The organism is Mesorhizobium sp. M0772, assembly GCF_040320135.1.
Taxonomy (GTDB): domain Bacteria; phylum Pseudomonadota; class Alphaproteobacteria; order Rhizobiales; family Rhizobiaceae; genus Mesorhizobium.
The window spans coordinates 96,223-114,096 of sequence record NZ_JAMYPB010000017.1 but is presented as its reverse complement, the minus strand read 5'-3'; the positions used below and the strand labels follow the sequence as shown (position 1 = coordinate 114,096).

At 63.5% G+C, this 17,874-nt stretch carries 19 protein-coding genes; 8 read left to right on the top strand and 11 right to left on the bottom strand.

The genetic code is table 11. From position 1 onward, the window contains the following. The 4 genes from ftsY to NKI06_RS14375 all read left to right on the top strand — a co-directional run. A partial coding sequence (gene ftsY / locus NKI06_RS14390) for a signal recognition particle-docking protein FtsY (RefSeq protein ID WP_502900593.1) occupies nt 1-1,229 on the top strand: 1,229 nt, incomplete at its 5' end. Between the two features lie 61 nt (nt 1,230-1,290). Then, entirely contained in the window at nt 1,291-1,962 is a 672-nt protein-coding gene (locus tag NKI06_RS14385; protein ID WP_023745428.1) for a septation protein A, read from the top strand. A 60-nt stretch (nt 1,963-2,022) separates the two neighbouring features. Next, nucleotides 2,023-2,643: a pyridoxamine 5'-phosphate oxidase family protein gene (locus NKI06_RS14380; RefSeq protein ID WP_352985870.1), complete on the top strand. Its 621-nt coding sequence runs from the start codon at nt 2,023-2,025 to the stop codon at nt 2,641-2,643. Nucleotides 2,644-2,701: 58 nt separating this feature from the next. After that, nucleotides 2,702-3,250 carry an NADPH-dependent FMN reductase gene (locus NKI06_RS14375; protein WP_352985868.1) on the top strand — a complete coding sequence of 183 codons (549 nt, stop codon included), beginning with the start codon at nt 2,702-2,704 and terminating at the stop codon, nt 3,248-3,250. 83 nt (nt 3,251-3,333) lie between these two features. Here NKI06_RS14375 and NKI06_RS14370 read toward each other — a convergent pair whose 3' ends face one another. Further along, nucleotides 3,334-3,540, bottom strand: a complete 207-nt coding sequence (locus NKI06_RS14370; protein WP_023683852.1) for a tautomerase family protein — start codon at nt 3,538-3,540, stop codon at nt 3,334-3,336. A 162-nt stretch (nt 3,541-3,702) separates the two neighbouring features. Continuing rightward, on the bottom strand, nt 3,703-4,623 hold the full coding sequence (locus NKI06_RS14365; protein WP_023671738.1) for an SMP-30/gluconolactonase/LRE family protein: 921 nt from the start codon (nt 4,621-4,623) through the stop codon (nt 3,703-3,705). A 286-nt stretch (nt 4,624-4,909) separates the two neighbouring features. On the opposite strand from NKI06_RS14365, the gene NKI06_RS14360 reads away from it, so the two are divergent. Beyond that, the gene (locus tag NKI06_RS14360; protein WP_023671737.1) at nt 4,910-5,077 is read left to right on the top strand and encodes a hypothetical protein; all 168 of its coding nucleotides are present in this window, start codon (nt 4,910-4,912) and stop codon (nt 5,075-5,077) included. Nucleotides 5,078-5,261: 184 nt separating this feature from the next. Here the strand turns inward: NKI06_RS14360 and NKI06_RS14355 are convergent, their stop codons facing one another. The 5 genes from NKI06_RS14355 to ccmA all read right to left on the bottom strand — a co-directional run bounded on the left by NKI06_RS14355 (nt 5,262) and on the right by ccmA (nt 7,655). After that, nucleotides 5,262-5,843, bottom strand: a complete 582-nt coding sequence (locus tag NKI06_RS14355; protein WP_352985866.1) for a DsbE family thiol:disulfide interchange protein — start codon at nt 5,841-5,843, stop codon at nt 5,262-5,264. Then, nucleotides 5,840-6,031, bottom strand: a complete 192-nt coding sequence (gene ccmD, locus NKI06_RS14350) for a heme exporter protein CcmD (protein WP_352985864.1) — start codon at nt 6,029-6,031, stop codon at nt 5,840-5,842. Before ccmD ends, NKI06_RS14355 begins: the two co-directional genes overlap by 4 nt. Continuing rightward, the gene (locus tag NKI06_RS14345) at nt 6,028-6,168 is read right to left on the bottom strand and encodes a hypothetical protein (protein ID WP_352985862.1); all 141 of its coding nucleotides are present in this window, start codon (nt 6,166-6,168) and stop codon (nt 6,028-6,030) included. Before NKI06_RS14345 ends, ccmD begins: the two co-directional genes overlap by 4 nt. Further along, nucleotides 6,155-6,820, bottom strand: coding sequence for a heme exporter protein CcmB (gene ccmB, locus NKI06_RS14340; RefSeq protein WP_023687678.1), 666 nt, complete (start codon nt 6,818-6,820; stop codon nt 6,155-6,157). The genes NKI06_RS14345 and ccmB overlap by 14 nt, the downstream gene beginning before the upstream one ends. Nucleotides 6,821-7,049: 229 nt before the next feature. Then, nucleotides 7,050-7,655, bottom strand: a complete 606-nt coding sequence (gene ccmA, locus NKI06_RS14335; RefSeq protein WP_352985858.1) for a heme ABC exporter ATP-binding protein CcmA — start codon at nt 7,653-7,655, stop codon at nt 7,050-7,052. A 285-nt stretch (nt 7,656-7,940) separates the two neighbouring features. Between ccmA and acnA the strand changes: the two genes are divergently transcribed. From acnA to NKI06_RS14320, 3 genes are all read left to right on the top strand, one after another. After that, the gene (gene acnA, locus NKI06_RS14330) at nt 7,941-10,631 is read left to right on the top strand and encodes an aconitate hydratase AcnA (RefSeq protein WP_352512817.1); all 2,691 of its coding nucleotides are present in this window, start codon (nt 7,941-7,943) and stop codon (nt 10,629-10,631) included. Between the two features lie 343 nt (nt 10,632-10,974). Next, the gene (locus tag NKI06_RS14325; RefSeq protein ID WP_352512819.1) at nt 10,975-11,754 is read left to right on the top strand and encodes a DUF1223 domain-containing protein; all 780 of its coding nucleotides are present in this window, start codon (nt 10,975-10,977) and stop codon (nt 11,752-11,754) included. 609 nt (nt 11,755-12,363) lie between these two features. Beyond that, nucleotides 12,364-12,750 (top strand): DUF2794 domain-containing protein, encoded by a 387-nt coding sequence (locus NKI06_RS14320; protein ID WP_352497732.1) that lies wholly within the window; start codon nt 12,364-12,366, stop codon nt 12,748-12,750. Nucleotides 12,751-12,860: 110 nt separating this feature from the next. On the opposite strand, the gene NKI06_RS14315 is transcribed toward NKI06_RS14320, so the two are convergent. The 4 genes from NKI06_RS14315 to NKI06_RS14300 form a co-directional block, all read right to left on the bottom strand. Next, a complete protein-coding gene (locus tag NKI06_RS14315; protein WP_352512820.1) occupies nt 12,861-13,451 on the bottom strand; it encodes a GNAT family N-acetyltransferase in 591 nt (196 codons plus the stop codon). Nucleotides 13,452-13,569: 118 nt separating this feature from the next. Then, entirely contained in the window at nt 13,570-14,310 is a 741-nt protein-coding gene (locus NKI06_RS14310; protein ID WP_023671726.1) for a Bax inhibitor-1/YccA family protein, read from the bottom strand. Nucleotides 14,311-14,549: 239 nt separating this feature from the next. Then, a complete protein-coding gene (locus tag NKI06_RS14305) occupies nt 14,550-17,099 on the bottom strand; it encodes an ABC transporter permease (RefSeq protein WP_352759630.1) in 2,550 nt (849 codons plus the stop codon). Then, nucleotides 17,099-17,800, bottom strand: coding sequence for an ABC transporter ATP-binding protein (locus tag NKI06_RS14300; protein ID WP_023715752.1), 702 nt, complete (start codon nt 17,798-17,800; stop codon nt 17,099-17,101). Before NKI06_RS14300 ends, NKI06_RS14305 begins: the two co-directional genes overlap by 1 nt. Between the last annotated feature and the right edge of the window lie 74 nt (nt 17,801-17,874).

Genomic DNA, 17,874 nt, shown 5'->3' with positions numbered 1-17,874 from the left:
CGACCCTCCGCGTCTGCGGCGCCCGGGCCGCTCCGCGCCCGCCCGCCGCCCCCCCCACTCGCGCCGACGCAAGATCAAATCACCCCCACCCCCAAGCTTCGCTTGGGACCTCCCCCATCAAGGGGGAGGTAAAGCGCACGTCGGTTGAAGCTGTACCCGCGCCGGTCGAAGCCAAGACCATCGTTGCCGAGCTAGCGCCCGCGCCGGCCCCGCAACCTTCGCCACAGTCAAAACCAGCTCCCGGCAAAGTCCCCGTCACCAAAAAGGTCGAGCAGAACGCCGAGCGGCAAAAGGCGCCCGAACCGGCGCCTCGACGCTCCTGGTTCCAGCGCATGCGCGACGGGCTTGCCCGCTCCTCGAAAGAACTCACCGGCAACATTGCCGGCGTCTTCACCAAGCGAAAGCTCGACGAAGAGACGCTACAGGACCTCGAAGACGTGCTGATCCGCGCCGATCTCGGCATGGAAACAGCCTTGCGCGTCACCGATGCGCTCGCCGCCAGCCGCTATGGCAAGGATGTCTCCGACGCGGATGTCCGCACCATCATGGCGGCCGAGGTGGAGAAGGTGCTGGCCCATGTCGCCATGCCGCTGGAGCTCGACCTCTCGCACAAGCCGCATGTCATTCTGGTGGTCGGCGTCAACGGCACCGGCAAGACCACGACCATCGGCAAGCTCGCCGCCAAACTGACCGATGGTGGCCTGTCGGTGATGCTGGCCGCCGGCGATACCTTTCGCGCTGCAGCCATCGAGCAGCTGAAGATCTGGGGCGAGAGGACGAAGTCTCCGGTCATCGCCTCGAAGATCGGCGCGGATGCCGCCGGCCTCGCCTACGACGCTTTCGAACGCGCCAAGGAGGCCGGCTCCGACGTACTGATCATCGACACCGCCGGCCGGCTGCAAAACAAGACCGAACTGATGGCGGAGCTGGAAAAGATCGTGCGCGTGCTGGGCAAGCTCGATCCGGAAGCGCCGCATACCGTGCTGCAGACGGTCGACGCCACCACCGGCCAGAATGCGCTCAACCAGGTCGAGATCTTCCGCAATGTCGCCGGCGTCAACGGCCTGGTGATGACCAAGCTGGACGGCACGGCGCGCGGCGGTATTCTGGTCGCGATCGCGGCAAAGCACAAACTGCCGGTCTATTTCATCGGCGTCGGCGAACAGGTCGACGACCTCGAACCATTCTCGGCCGGCGAATTCGCCAGGGCGATCGCCGGCGTAGCGTAACAGGCAATGATCCCGAAGAGCTGACGGCTTTTTGGACAAGATCATGCGTCAGAAGGAAGTCATGAACTCACCCATCCTCGAACGCGACCCGTCCGATCCGCGAAAGAAGAAAGAAAGCGTCAATCCGCTGCTCAAGCTGGTGCTGGAACTCGGGCCGCTGATGGTGTTCTTCTTCGCCAATGCACGCGGCGCCTGGCTGGTGCAGAAATTTCCTGTCCTGGCCGAATTCGGCGGGCCGATCTTCGTCGCCACCGGCCTTTTCATGGCGGCGACGGCGATCGCGCTGATCGCCTCCTGGCTGCTGCTGCGCACCTTGCCGATCATGCCGATGGTCTCGGGCGTCGTCGTCTTCATCTTCGGCGCGCTGACGCTCTATCTGCAGGACGACGTGTTCATCAAGATGAAGCCGACCATCGTCAACACCCTGTTCGGCGGCGTGCTGCTCGGCGGTCTGTATTTCGGCCGATCGCTGCTCGGCTATGTCTTCGATTCGGCCTTTCGCCTCGATGCCGAAGGCTGGCGCAAGCTGACTTTCCGCTGGGGCCTGTTCTTCCTGTTCCTGGCTCTTGCCAATGAAGTGGTGTGGCGGAATTTTTCCACCGACTTCTGGGTTACCTTCAAGGTCTGGGGCATCATGCCGATCACCCTGTTGTTCACCTTCAGCCAGATGCCGCTGATCCTGCACCATTCGATCGAGGATAAGGCCGAGAAGGTGGAAGAAGCCGGCAAGTAGAGCAATTCCAGGAAAAGTGTGAAGCCGTCCGGAATTGCGTCAGAATGAACGGAGACGGCCATGGAATTCGTCACCACGCGCGATGAACTGAGGACGATCTACAAGACGCCGCGGCCGACCGACACCTCGATGGGCAAGGAACTCAGGGCGCTCGACGGCCACTGCCGCTCTTTCATCGGCAAGAGCCCTTTCGTGCTGATCGGTTCTTCCGACGGCGCCGGCAATGCCGACGTGACGCCGAAAGGCGACAGACCGGGCTTTGCCCTTGTCCTCGACGACAGGACCATCGCCATTCCCGACCGGCCCGGCAACAACCGGCTGGACACGCTGGAAAACATCCTTCTCAACCCTTCGGTCGGGCTGCTTTTTCTCATCCCCGGCATGAACGAGACGCTGCGCATCAATGGCGACGCCCGCATAACCGTCGATGCCGGTTTGCGCGAGCGCCTCACCGTCGACGGCAAGCAACCGCAAAGCGTCGTCGTGGTGAGCGTCAAGGCCGCTTACATGCACTGCGCCAAGGCCTTCATGCGCTCCGAATTGTGGAAGCCGGACAGCTGGCACGACCGCGCGACGTTGCCGACGCTCGGTCAGATCCTGTCCGATCAGATGGCGCATGCCGAAACTGCCGACGATTTCGACCGCTCGCTGGACGAGGCCTACAGCAAGACCCTGTGGTAAATTTCGCGTACGATTCGCCATTGCAGTCCTTTGCCGGTTTCCCTAGCCCTGTTTCCCCGTGATCGAACTCCTCGCCATCTCCGGCAGCCTGCGCGCCGCCTCGACCAATTCGGCGCTGCTGGCGGCGCTGTCCGCGAACGCGCCTTCGGATTGCCGCGTAACTGTCTATGACGGGCTCGGCCTGCTGCCGATCTTCAACCCGGATGACGAAGGCGAGCGCACACCGGCCGAGGCCATGCGGCTGATCGAGGCCGTCACCAGCGCCGACGGCATCATCGTCTCCTGCCCCGAATATGCCCATGGCGTGCCCGGCGGCATGAAAAACGCGCTCGACTGGCTGGTCTCGCGCGACGCCGCCGTCGGCAAGCCCGCCATGCTGGCCCACGCCTCCGCGCGCTCGCTCTATGCCCGCGCCGCGCTGGCCGAGATCATGCGCACCATGTCGTTCGCGCTTTGTGAGAATGCGGTTCTGGAGATTGCCTTGCTCGGCAAGAAACCGCCGGAGATAGAAGCGATCCTGGGAGAGGACGAGAACCTGCGGGCCATGCGCGAAGCGGTGCAGGTTTTCGCGAGTTTTATAAGCGCAAACGTTGCCTCGTCATCCTAGGGCGGAGCAAGGAGCGAAGCGACGCGGCGCAGACCCTAGGATGACGAACGAAAGGGTGCGGCGCACCCCAACGTGCCGCAGTGCTACCCCTTCCGCAACGTCTCGACATCGGTCACACCGACATACCAGTCGCGCGCGTTGACCTCTTCGAACACCACCCAGACGTCGTCATTGCTAAGCCCGGTGGCGTCCATGATGGCCGCCGTGACCTTTTTGGCAATGTCGGCCTTCTTGCCAGCGGGATCAGCGGCGATCACTTCCTTGACGATGCGGATGTTGACGAATGGCATGATGTCCTCCCCTTGAATTGTGTCTGATAGCGCCGCGCCGCGGCTCCGAAATCCGCTCCGGCGAATCGCTTGTCGGTCGTTCCGGCGGCCGCCGCGCAACAGGCGCCGCGGACATGCGCAGAAACGCCATCAAGGGCCGCCAGAGAAGCGTTTCCAGCAGCCTCAATACGTCTTCGCCCCGTTCACCATCAGCCGCACCATGTAGAGCGACGTGGTGCCGGCGATGTAGAGGCAGTTCAGCTTGTTGCCGCCGAACACGCAATTGGCGGTCACTTCCGGCACCTTGACCTTGCCGATCAGCGTGCCGTCGGGATCGTAGCAATGGATGCCGTCGGCGGCACTGGTCCAGATGCGGCCGGCCTCGTCGAGCCGGAAGCCGTCGAATAGGCCGGCCGTGCAGTCAGCGAACACCTTCCCGCCCGAGACCTTCTTGCCGTGCTTGCCGACGTTGAAGACCCGCATATGCGCGGGGTTCTGCGCGCCATGGGTGCGGCCGGTGTCGACGACATAGAGCTGGCTTTCATCCAGTGAAAAGGCAAGCCCGTTCGGCCGGACCATGTCGGTGATGACGGCCTCGACCTCGCCCGTATCCGGATCGACCCGGTAGACATTGCAAGCGCCGATCTCGCTTTCGGCCTTGTCGCCCTCATAGTCGGTGTCGATGCCGTAGCTCGGATCGGTGAACCAGATCGAGCCGTCGGATTTCACGACCGCGTCATTGGGCGAATTCAGCCGCTTGCCTTTCCATTCGGCCGCGATGGTGGTGACGGAACCGTCATGCTCGGTGCGGCTGACGCGGCGGCCGGAATGCTCGCACGTCACCAGTCGGCCCTGGCGGTCGACGGTGTTGCCGTTGGAATTGCCGGAGGGCTGACGGAAGACGCTGACATTGCCGTCGGTCTCGTCATAGCGCAGCATGCGGTTGTTGGGGATGTCGGACCAGACGACATAGCGGCCGGCGGCGAACCAGGCCGGCCCTTCCGCCCACTGACATCCGGTAAACAGCTTTTCCACCTGGGCGTTGCCGTTGAACAGCCGCGCGAAACGCGGATCCAGAATTTCGTAATAGTCTGCGGTCGCCATGCATTTCCTCCGGGCATCACGTGACGCGCGGATCAAGCCAGCCTGCGGGCGCGATGGCAAGGTGGCGCAGGCGCAATTTGTAAGACAAAAGGTGCCCGGCCGGCATGGCCCGCCAGCCTGTCCGGCCGTTTATGGTGCTGTAGCGCTGTATTAACCCGCTATGCGCCCTGTGCAATGGTGCATTGCAACATCTTCTTTTTGCATCGCACCATTCCTATGTCATGGTGCGAACGACCAAGGGAGGAACAAATTCACCGCTGATATGCGGCACGAAAGGACCCTTGCTATGGCTTTTGACAACCTCTTCTCGCGCGCGCGCACCTCGATGGCCAAGCGCCGCCACTACAACCGCCTCGTCGCGGAAATCGAAAACCTGACGAGCCGCGATCTGGCCGACCTGCGCGCCGACCGCTCGGAAATGCTCTACCAGGTCCACAGGCAGATCTACGGCTGAGCATTTCAGACGTCAGCGGGGCACCGCCCCTCACCCGGATTGCCAAACCGAATTGCATGAGCAATTCGGGCAATTCGACCTCTCCCCCCGGGCAGAGGAGCTAGCCTGTGCCGATGCTTCCCTCTTCTCCCCACGGGGAGAAGGTGGCCGCGTAGCGGCCCGATGAGGGGGCATGGCGCCAACGTCAGCCCGGTGCCGCGAGCGCCTTTTCAATCTGCGGCAACAGAACATCCCTCGCCGACTCCCCTGTCAGCGGCCCGACATGCTTGTAGGCAATCTTGCCGTCCTTGCCGATGACGAAGGTTTCCGGCACGCCGTAGACGCCCCAGTCGATGGCCGTGCGGCCGGCCTCGTCGACACCTATCGCCTGGAACGGATTGCCGAGATCACCAAGGAACCGGCCCGCGTTTTGCGCTTGGTCCTTGTAGTTTAGCGCGGCCATGACGAAGCGCTTGTCCTGCGACAGCTGCAAGAGCACCGGATGTTCTTCCCGGCACGGCGCGCACCACGATGCAAAGACGTTGACCAGCGTTACCTTGCCGGCGAAGGCTTTTGAATCCAGCCCGGGCAGGTTTGACCCTTCCAGCGCCGGCAGGTTGGTCTGCGGTGCCGGCAGGCCGATCAGCGCCGACGGCACTGCCGCCTCGTCGCGTCCCGACAAAAGCTGCGACAGGAACAATCCGGCGAGGCCGAGAAAAACCAGCAGCGGCAACAGCACGATCAGGCGGCGGCGCGGCGACGCCGGCGTTTCGCTTTCCGTGCTCATGGCTTGCTGGCCCCAGTGCTGGCCCCAGTACCGGCTTTGTCCGAGCGACGCCGCACGCCGGCCGCTTCGAGTTCCGCCAGTTCGCGCTTGCGGGCCCGCTGATCGAGCAGGATCCAGCCGATCAGCCCGGCCAGCACGATCGCCGTGATGCCATAGGCGGCCGCGACATAGAGTGCGTGTGCACTCATGCGCTTCGCTCCCCTTCCACCGTCACTTCGTCGTGCTCGATCATCGCTTTCCCATAGCTTTGCGGCTTTCTTAGCTTTGCGGCTGGGGCTTCGCAATTGATCCGTCGCGCCGCAGCGGTCATATCAATCCGTTCCATGCCGCAGCGCCAGTGCTGCCGCCACCGGACCCAGCACGGCAAGAAACAGCGTCAGCGCGGCAAGAATGAGGAAGGGCTGCAGGAACGGATCAGGATCGGCCACCGCGCCGTAGCTCGCCGACACCCCGAAGATCAGCACCGGGATCGTCAGCGGCAGCACCAGCACCGAGATCAGCAGCCCGCCACGCGGCAGCGCCACCGCCACCGCCGCCCCGACCGCGCCGATGAAAGTGATCGCCGGCGTGCCGACCAGCAGCGTGAGCGCGGTGGCGCCGATGCTGAGCGGCTCCATGTTCATGAACAGGCTCAGCAGAGGTGCCGCAACCACCAGCGGCAGAACGCTGCCCGCCCAATGCGCCAGGCACTTCACCAGCACCGTCAACGCCAGCATGTGGCGGTCATTGCCCAGCACCAGAAGATCGAGCGACCCGTCTTCGCGATCGGCCTGAAACAGCCGGTCGAGGCCGAGCAGGCAGGCGAGCAGAGCGCCGATCCAAAGGATCGCCGGACCGATGCGGGCGAGCAGCTTCAGGTCCGGTCCGACACCGAAGGGGATGGTGGCGATGACGGCGAGGAAGAAGATGACGCCGGTGAGCGCTCCGCCGCCGGCGCGGACGGAGAGGCGGATGTCGCGCAGGAAGAGGGCTAGCATTGCCAAGCCGCGCCTGCGGTTTGATCGCCAACTTGCCGAAGGTGGCGTTCCTTCACACCCCCCTCTGTCCTCCCGGACATCTCCCCCGCAAGGGGGGAGATTGGCAGCTCCGTTGCTGACGCCTCTTTTTCAATGCCGGTGATTGGCGAAAGCCGGCATGACATCTGATCTCCCCCCCTGCGGGGGAGATGCCCGGCAGGGCAGAGGGGGGTGGGCGGGAATGCCGACATCACCCTGTTGCTCCCATCCTCAATTCCTTCGCCCCATCCAATCCCAGCGGCAAGTGCGTCGCCGCGACAATAATCCCGCCCTCCGCGCAATGCCTCGTCATCAGCCCCGCAAACCGCGCCTCCGAAGCCTTGTCCAGCCCAGCCGTCGGCTCATCCAGCAGCCACAGCGGCTTATGACTGACCAGCAATTTCGCAATTGCCGCGCGCCGCCTTTGCCCGGTCGACAGATAGCCGAAAGGCAGATGGCCGATGCCGCCGAGACCAACCGTCTCCAGCGCCTCTCCGACACCCAACTGCCCATCGCCGTTGAAATCGCGCCAGAAGCGCAGATCCTCCGCCACGCTGAGCGCCGTCTTCATTGCATTGAGGTGGCCGAGATAGTGGACCGCCGAAGCGATCGTCGGAAACCTCTCGCCGCCCTCGATGCGCACATCGCCTTGCGCCTTCGGCAGCAGCCCGGCGATGACCCTGAGCAGCGTCGATTTGCCCGAGCCGTTCGACCCGGTGACGACCAGCACCTGGCCCTTGTCGAGCGCAAAACCGATGCCGGAAAAGACCGTCTCGCCGCCGCGTTCGCCGCCCAGATTTTCGGCAATCAGCCGCATGCCTGCCCGTCCCGAAAACTTTACCGCGCGATAGCTGCCGCATCGCACAAATTTGCTCCGCAACTGTCTAGAACTATTCCAGAAAATTCTCTATATGCGGGACATCCGTGCCAGCGGTCGGCACGGGAACAGAATTTGCGCCGAACCAGCGCACGCGCCGCCTTGAACGGCTCGGGTTGGCTGGGAACGGACAGCGGAAATGGCCGTACCCGCACCTTTGCGCGTGATTGCATGCCCATCGGCGTCCGTTCCCTTTCAGGCTGAACAGACAAGGACGGACCGCACGTGTCAAAATCCCTCGACAGTTTCAATTGCCGCCGCACCCTCACCGTGGGTGGCGCGGACTATGTCTATTACAATCTGGTCGAGGCCGAGAGGAACGGCCTCACCGGCATTGCCCAGCTGCCTTATTCGATGAAGGTGCTGCTGGAAAACCTTTTGCGCAATGAAGACGGCCGCTCCGTCACCAAGGACTCTATCCAGGCTGTGGCCGGCTGGCTGACGGACAAGGGCACCGCCGGCGTCGAGATCGCCTATCGCCCGGCGCGTGTCCTGATGCAGGATTTCACCGGCGTCCCGGCGGTGGTCGACCTTGCCGCCATGCGCGACGGCCTCAAGGCGCTCGGCGGCGATCCGCAGAAGATCAATCCGCTGGTGCCGGTCGACCTCGTCATCGACCACTCCGTCATCGTCGACGAATTCGGCACGCCACTGGCCTTTGCCAGGAATGTCGAGCTCGAATATGAGCGCAACGAAGAGCGCTATAAATTCCTGAAATGGGGCCAGCAGGCGTTCCGCAATTTTCGCGTCGTGCCGCCCGGCACCGGCATCTGCCATCAGGTCAACCTCGAATATCTCGGTCAGGTCGTCTGGACCAACACGGAAGACGGCGAAACGACCGCCTATCCCGACACCTGCGTCGGCACCGATTCGCACACCACTATGATCAACGGCCTTGGCGTGCTCGGCTGGGGCGTCGGCGGTATCGAGGCCGAGGCGGCGATGCTCGGCCAGCCGGTTTCCATGCTGTTGCCCGAAGTCATCGGCTTCCGCCTTACCGGCAAGCTCAGGGAGGGCATCACCGCCACCGACCTGGTGCTGACCGTCACCCAGATGCTGCGCAAGAAGGGCGTCGTCGGCAAGTTCGTCGAGTTCTTCGGCCCGGGCCTGTCCAACATGACGCTGGCCGACCGCGCCACCATCGGCAACATGGCGCCCGAATATGGCGCCACCTGCGGCTTCTTCCCGGTCGACGGCGAGACCATCCGCTATCTCACAATGTCGGGCCGCGAGGAAAGCCGCATCGCCCTGGTCGAGGCCTATTCCAAGGCGCAAGGCATGTGGCGTGACGCCGGCTCGGCCGACCCTGTCTTCACTGACCTGCTCGAACTCGAGCTCGACAGCGTCGTGCCGTCGATGGCAGGTCCCAAGCGCCCCGAAGGCCGCGTTCCGCTCGAAGGCATTCCGGCCGGCTTCGCAAAGGCGATGGAGACCGAGTACAAGAAGGCTGCCGAAATCCACAAGCGCTATGCCGTCGAAGGCACCGAGCATGATCTCGGTCATGGCGATGTCGTCATTGCCGCCATCACGTCCTGCACCAACACCTCCAACCCGAGCGTGCTGATCGGCGCCGGCCTCTTGGCGCGCAACGCCAACCGGCTCGGCCTCAAGCAGAAGCCGTGGGTGAAGACCTCGCTGGCGCCGGGCAGCCAGGTGGTCGCCGAATATCTGGAAAAGTCCGGCCTGCAGAAGGAGCTCGACCAGATCGGCTTCAACCTGGTTGGTTTCGGCTGCACCACCTGCATCGGCAATTCCGGCCCGCTGCCGGCGCCGATCTCCAAGACCATCAACGATAAGGGCCTGATCGCCGCCGCAGTGCTCTCCGGCAACCGCAACTTCGAAGGCCGTGTTTCACCTGACGTGCAGGCGAACTATCTGGCGTCGCCGCCGCTGGTGGTAGCCCATGCTTTGGCCGGCACCGTCACCAAGGACCTGACCACCGAGCCACTCGGCGAAGGCCGCGACGGCAAGCCGGTCTATCTCAGGGATATCTGGCCGAGTTCGGCCGAGATCCAGGAGTTCATCGAGAAGAACGTCACACGTGAGCTATTCGCCCGCAAATATGCCGACGTCTTCAAGGGCGACGAATACTGGCAGAACGTCAAGGCGCCGGAAGGCCAGACCTATGCCTGGGACGACAACTCGACCTATGTGCAGAACCCGCCCTATTTCGCCGGCATGACCTCCGGTTTCGGCAAGATCGGCGACATCAAGGGCGCGCGCGTGCTCGGCCTGTTCGGCGACAAGATCACCACCGATCACATCTCACCGGCGGGTTCGATCAAGGCCGCTTCCCCGGCCGGCAAATACCTCACCGACCATGGCGTCGGCGTTGCCGACTTCAACCAGTACGGCACAAGGCGCGGCAACCATGAGGTGATGATGCGCGGCACCTTCGCCAACATCCGCATCCGCAACCACATGCTGGGCGAGAACGGCCGCGAGGGCGGCTACACCATCCACTACCCGTCGAAGGAAGAGGAATCGATCTACGACGCGGCGATGAGATACAAAAAGGAAGGCGTGCCGCTGGTCATCTTCGCCGGCGTCGAATACGGCAACGGCTCCTCGCGCGACTGGGCAGCTAAAGGAACGAATCTCCTCGGTGTCCGTGCCGTCATCGCCCAGTCCTTCGAGCGCATCCATCGCTCCAACCTGGTCGGCATGGGCGTCATCCCCTTCGTCTTCGAGGAAGGCACCTCATGGGCCTCGCTCAACCTCAAGGGTGACGAGCTGGTCGAGATCGACGGCATAAGCACCATCAAGCCACGCCAGACGATGATCGCCAAGGTGACCTATGGCGACGGCACCGTGAAGAACGTGCCGATCATCTGCCGCATCGATACGCTGGACGAACTCGACTACTTCAAGAATGGCGGCATTTTGCAATACGTGCTGCGCGATCTGGCCGCGTAGCGGCCAGGGCTTAGGCAGTAGGGATTGGGCGGTAGCGGGGAACGACATCCCCTACTCCCTACTCCCTACTCCCAGTCTTTCCAAAGCATTGCCCGACCCGATCGAAGCCCCGCCCTGTACGACAGGAGTAAAAACCGGCTGGGCTCAGCAAGATCTGCCCCACGCTCCTGATGCCATGCTCCCGATCGAACCGGGCGGTGAAGTGCTCCCCCTGTGATGGCCATACCCATGGTTGCGGCAGCAAAAATTTCACCGCAACGTGACTTCCCGTTGACTGTCGCTTCTGCCACAAATCTGGGCAACCAGAACAAGGCCGGCGTCACCGGCGGGAATCGGAACGATCATGGCACCTCGACACCCTCTCCGGCTTGCGGCTTTTGCGCTGGCCTTCTCGGCGCTTGCCGGGACCGGGTTCGCCGAGGAATCGGGAACGACCCAGACCGACAAACCGCAGATTGACAGGCCCTTGGGCGTGGTCGAGCTGTTCACCAGCCAGGGCTGCAATTCCTGCCCGCCGGCGGACGCTTTCTTTGCCGAGCTGGCGGCCAAGGACAACGTCGTCGCGCTCGCCTACCACGTCAATTACTGGGACTATCTCGGCTGGCAGGACACGCTGAGCAGCAAGGACAATACCGACCGGCAATATGACTATATGCGCGCCTTCGGCACCCGCTCCGTCTACACGCCGCAAGCCGTCATCAATGGTCGCAGCCATGTCAACGGCGCCAGCCGCAAGGAGGTCGACGGCGCGCTTGGCCGCATGGAGAAATCCGGTGAAGGCATGCGGGTCAGCGTCAAGGTCAGCCGCACCAGCGATCGCGTCATGATCGATGCCGGCGACGCCGGTAGCGGCCCCAGCGACGCCCATGTCGTCATCGTCTATTTCGAACCACCGCAGACGGTGACCATCGCCAAGGGCGAGAACACCGGCCGCAGCATGACCTACTGGAACGCCGTCACCGGCATCCAGACCGCCGGCATGTGGCACGGCAAGGCGCAGCGCTACGAATTGCCGATGACCGAGATCGCCAAGAAAGGCGGCTGCGCCGTGCTGCTGCAATCGGTCGGCAAGGACGGCCTGCCGGGGCCTATTCTGGGCGCGGCGTTTATTCACAAGCCTTAAGAGGCTGGTCCATATCTTTTGATATCGGCGGGACAGCACCCCCCTCTGGCCTGCCGGCCATCTCCCCCGCAAGGAGGGAGATTGGCAGCTTCGCCACATCCGCCATCCTGTCCCACGTTTGAGATTGGCGAAAGCAAACGCGAAATCTGATCTCCACCCTTGCGGGGAGATGTCCGGCAGGACAGAGGGGGTGTGAAGGATCACGACGACAAGTGTCTGGCGCCGCCCAACAAAAAAACCGACGTCAGCTTGCTTCTGACGTCGGTCATTTAGGCTTTGGGATCGTCGCACCCGGTCTCTCCCTGAGGAAAGTCCGAGGTTGGTTCGATCCGACGCAGACCCGTGGGCGGGGGGCTTGGGGTTTACGAGCCGGTGCCGGACCGAACCGTCTCAGGCAACGCCGGTAAATTCGTCGGACATTGGGGCATGAGCGCGGATAAAAAAAGGCAGAAATGTGGCGAGGCATCACCAATTCAAACACCGCGTTTTATAAAAGTGACTGGACGTTGCGAAAACAGCGCGGTCCCGGGATGGTTAGCCGGGCCTTGCAATTCCACGGCGAACACGCCAACTTCTGCAAGCGAGATTCATTTTCAAAGGGATCGCGGGATGACCGATCGCAGCGGTGGGACGGAGGATGGGGACGCATCCGCAATATTGATCCCGCTGCACGAGGCGCGACGCGAACGCCTCGACCAGCCGGTCCGTTTCGACCGGCGTGAACTCGACGAGATCCTGAAGCTGTACGGACGCATGGTCGCCGCCAACGAATGGCGCGACTATGCCATCGATCATCTGTCTGATCGGGCTGTGTTTTCAGTCTTCCGCCGGGCCAGCGAAGTGCCGCTGTTCCAGATCGTCAAGGATCCGAAACTGGCACGCCGGCAAGGCGCCTTCGCCGTCATCGCCGCCGGCGGCCGAATCCTCAAGCGCGGCCAGGAACTCGGTCGCGTGCTCAACGTCTTCGATGCTAAGCTGAAGATTGTCCAGGCCTAATTGAAAATTGGGGAATTGAAGAGCTGAAGAATCGAAAAAAGAGGATGTAACGGTCGAAATACCGCAGGATTTGTTCTCAGCTATTCGGATCCTCAATTCTTCAGTTCTCTTCAGTTCTCCTCAATTCCCCTCCTCAGGCTCTCACGAAACTTCCGCTCCGGCAGCGAATGCGGATCGGGCGGAACCGTTACGCCGCCATTCAGCGACAGCTGCATGAACACCGTGTCAAGCCAGCGCCCATGCTTGTAGCCGGAGCCTTCCAGGCGACCGGAATGGCGAAAGCCGAGCTTTTCATGCAGCCGCACCGAGGCGCTGTCTGCATGGCCGTCGCCGATCACCGCGACGATCTGGCGAAAGCCCGCCATACGGCAGGCTTCAATCAGCGCCTGCATCAGCAGCAGCCCGACGCCCTGGCCCTTCGCATCAGGCGCGACATAGACGGAATCCTCTACGATGAAGCGGTAGGCCGGGCGCGGCCGGAACGCGCCGGCATAGGCGTAGCCGAGCAGCGCGCCACCTCGTTCCGCCACCAGATAGGGAAAGCCCCCCACCGTCAGGCTGTCGAAGCGCGTACCCATCTCAGTGCGGCTGGGCGGCTCCAGCTCATAGCTCGCGGTGCCATGCGTCACGGCGTCAGCGTAGATCTCGGTGATTCGGCCGAGGTCGCCTTCCAAGGCCGCGCGGATGGAAATAGTGCTCATAATTTATGCAGACGATTCATCTGCCTCCATGACAGCAAAGGCCGGCACAAAAGAAAAGGGCGGCCGTTGGGCCGCCCTCTTGATATCAGCTGGTCCAGTTGCCTGATGGGAAGACCGCCTACCGGCGATCGCCCATGAACTGCAGCAGGAACATGAACAGGTTGATGAAGTCGAGATATAGCCTCAACGCGCCCATGATCGCCTTGCGGCCGGCAACGTCGGCCTGATCGCCTTCGTAGTACATTTCCTTGATGGTCTGCGTGTCGTAGGCGGTGAGGCCGGCGAAGATCAACACGCCGATCGCCGAGATAGCGAAGCCGAGCGCCGACGATTGCAGGAAGATGTTGATCAGCATGGCGATCACCAGGCCGACCACGCCCATGACCAGGAACGAGCCGAACGCCGAAAGGTCGCGCTTGGTCGTGTAGCCGTAGAGCGACAGCGCGCCGAAGGCGGCCGCCGTGGCAAAGAAGGTCTGAGTGATCGAGGCGCCGGTGTAGACCAGGAAGATGGTCGACAGCGACAGGCCGACCAGGCCCGAATAGACCCAGAAGGTGGTTTGCGCCGCGGCCACGCTCATCGACTGGATCCTGAACGACAGGAAGAAGACGGCGGCGAGCGGAGCCAGGATGACCACCCAGCGGAAGGCGCTGGCATAGATCAGCGTGCCGAAAGCGGTCAGCTGTCCGTCGCCGGTGACGGCGAGCTGGAAAGCGCCCCAGGCGGCGACGCCGGTGATGAGGAGGCCAAGCCCCATCAAATTGTAGACCTTGAGCATGTAAGTGCGCAGGCCTTGGTCGATGTCGGCGCGCGCGCCCGGCACGGCCGAAGTCTGGTAGTTGCGAATGGGCTCAGCCATTGGAATCCTCTGTTGCTTCTGCCCCGTACGGTGTCAGGCCCTTTCGGACCTGGGCGCCGCTGGCGGGGCTCCAGCATGCCTGTGGCGAAATATGATGGTTCTTGACGTCAAGAACAAGACCGTAACGGGCTGCAACGCTTGGTGAATCTCCGGAAGCCGGTTTTCTTGGGCTTCCTTGACTGCACATTACCAAGATTTAATCGGAAACGGCAGATTCGGCCAACCTTGCCGTTTTGGGCCTAGAGGTCGCGCAGCACCGGCGCCGCCTTGTGCCCGAGCACCCGCCAGGTGCCGGCAAGGCCGATGCCGACCGTGATCACCAGCGCAAACACCAAGGTCGCCACTGCCACCTCCGGCATGAAATGCGACGGCAACGTCATGATGCGGGCAACGATGTACCAGGCGGCGATGCCGCCGGCAGCCAACGCAAACACCGCGGTGGCCAGGCCGATCAGCATGTATTCCAGCGAAAACGCCGCGATCAGCGTGCGCCTCGTGGCGCCCAACGTCTTCAGCACCACGGCATCGTGGATGCGGGCGCGATTTCCCGCGGCGAGTGCGCCGGCCAGCACCAGCACCGAAGCGATCAGCGCCACGCCGGCCGCGGCCCGGATCGCCGTGCCGAGCTGGCCGACCAGCCGGTTGACGACGTCGAGCGCGTCCTTGACCCGAACTGTCGTCACCGCCGGGAAGGCGCGGGTGACGGCGTTGAGCAGGCGGGCATCCTCTGCTGCCGTGGCATCCTTTTCGGTCAGCGTCGCCAGCCAGCCATGCGGGGCGCCGGCAAAGGTGCTGGGCGAGAACACCATGACGAAATTGATGCCCATCGTCTCCCATTGCACCTCTCGGAAATTGGCGATCCTGGCCGCTACATTGCGTCCGAGCACATTGACGGTGACGGTATCGCCGAGCTTCAGGCCGAGCGCCTTGCCTTCATCGTTGGAGAACGAGACCAGCGGTTCGCCGCTGTAGTTCTCCGGCCACCAGCTGCCCTCGGTCAATGTCGCATTGGCCGGCTGTTTGGCGTCGTAGGTCAGGCCGCGATCGCCGCGCAGCACCCATGCGCCTTCCGATGGCACATTGGCCTTGTCGACACTAACGCCGTTCAGCGCCATCACCCGGCCGCGCAGCATCGGCACCTTGACCAGCGTTCCCTTCGGCGCCTCTTTGCCGATCAGTGTCGAGAAGGCATCGACCTCGCTATTCTGGATGTCGACGAAGAAGAAATTCGGCGCCCGTCCCGGCAGACTGCCGGAGATCTGCTGCCTGAGATTGCCGTCGATCAGCGCCAGCGTCACCAAAAGCGTCAGCCCGAGGCCCAGCGACAGCACGACGGACGGCGTCAGCGCGCCGGGCCGGTGGATGTTGCCGATGGCGAGCCTGAGCGCGACCGAGCGCACACGCGGGCTTTTGCGCGCCACCCACTGCACCAGCGCACCGACCAGGCGCAACACCAGAAAGGCAAAGACCGTCGCGCCGACGAAGATCAAGGCGATGCGCCGGTCGCCGGAAAACAGGATGGCGAGCGCCGCCAAAGCGACCGCGATGCCGACCGCCGTGGCAAGATAGGGCAGGCGTGGAAAGCCGCGGCCCTCAAAACCCATTTCGCGAAACAGCGCGGTCGCCGGCACATCGCGGGCGCGGCCGAGCGGCAACAGCGCGAAGGCAAGCGTCACCAGCAGCCCGAACAGCGCGGCAAGAGCCAGCGCACCGGGATAGAAGCCGCCTTTAGCCGGCACCGGAATGACCGACTGGAGCGCAGCGCTGGCAGCAAACGGCATGGCGGCGCCGAGGATGAGGCCAAGCGCGATGCCGAGGCCGGCGATCATCAGGATCTGCACGAGATAGACGGTGAAGACGAAGCCGCCCGAGGCGCCAAGGCTCTTGAAGGTGGCGATGACGCCGCGCTTGCCGTCGAGATAGGCGCGCACCGCATTGGCAACGCCGACGCCACCGACGACCAGCGCCGTCAGCCCGACCAGCGTCAGGAATTGCGAGAAGCGCTCGATGTTGGAGGACAGCGCCGGCGCGGCGTTCGAGCGGGTGCGGATCGACCAGCCGGCTTCGGGGAAATCGCTCGCCGCCCGATCCTGGATGGCCTTGAGATCGGCCTCGCTGGCGCCGGCCGGCAGCCGAACCTTGTAGGCATTCTCGACCAGGCTGCCCGGCTGGATCAGGCCGGACGCGGCAAGCCCTTGCGTCGAGACCATCAGCCGCGGCGCGAAGCCGAAGCCGTCCGACACCGCATCCGGTTCGCTCACCAGCCTGGCCCGCAATTCGAATGTCGCGCTGCCGACCTTCAGCCGGTCACCGATCTTCACATTCAGCCGGTCGAACAACAGGTCTAGCGCGGCGGCGCCAAAGACGCCTGATTTCTCGCCGAACAAATCCTCTCTGCCAAGCTGCGGCGCGGTCTCGAGCGCGCCATAGAGCGGATAGGCGTCGTCGATGGCCTTGGCCTCGACCAGCGCCTGGTCGGAGCCGTCTTCCAGCCGCGCCATCGAGCGCATATTGGCGCTGTGCGACACAGTGCCGAGGCGGTCGAGGAAGGTGCTTTCGGCTGGCGTCGCATCGCGCTGGTTAAGCTGGAAGCGCAAGTCGCCGCCAAGCAGCGTCTGGCCCTGGTCGGCAACGCCTGCGGTGATCGCCTGCGCCACCGAATTGACCCCGCCGATTGCAGCGACGCCGAGCGCAATGCAGGCAAGGAAGATCAGGAAACCCGACAACCCGCCGCGCATCTCGCGCAGCGAGAAGCGGAACGCGAGCTTCAGCGTCTGCGACAGTGGCATCAGGCCGGCACCTTGACCTGCGCTACCGGCGCATCCTCGATGCGGCCCGAGCGCATCGACACCTGGCGCGAGCAGCGCGCCGCAAGGGCCGGATCGTGCGTGACCAGCACCAAGGTCATGCCGCGCTCGGCCGCCTTGGCGAACAAAAGGTCGGCAACCTGCCGCCCCGTCGCCTGGTCGAGATTGCCGGTCGGCTCGTCGGCGATGAGAATGCGCGGCGACGGCGCCAGCGCGCGGGCGATCGCCACGCGCTGCTGTTCGCCGCCGGAGAGCTCGCCCGGATAGTGGGTGACGCGGTCGCTCAAGCCCACCGCCGCCAGCTCGCGCGCCGCGACACCGAACGGATCGGCATGGCCGGCCAGTTCCAACGGCACCGCGACATTTTCGAGCGCCGTCATGTTGGGAATGAGATGGAAGGACTGGAAGACGATGCCGATGTTTCGGCCCCGAAAAGAGGCGATCTGGTCCTCGCTTTTGCCGTTCAGCAATTCGCCGGCGATCCGCACCGTCCCCGAATCGACCCGCTCCAGCCCGGCAAGCACCATCAGCAAGGTCGACTTGCCGGAACCCGAAGGGCCGACAATGCCGGTCGCCTCGCCGCGCGTCACGTCAAGGCTGACGCCTTTCAGCACATGCACGGACGAAGCCCCTTGGCCCAGGGTCAGGGATATGTCTTTCAGCGCGATGACGGCTTCTGTCACAATTAAAGCGTCCTATATCAGGATGAAGGCTCTGCTTGCCGGAAGCCGTCGCCGGAAGAATTCCTCGGGTATAT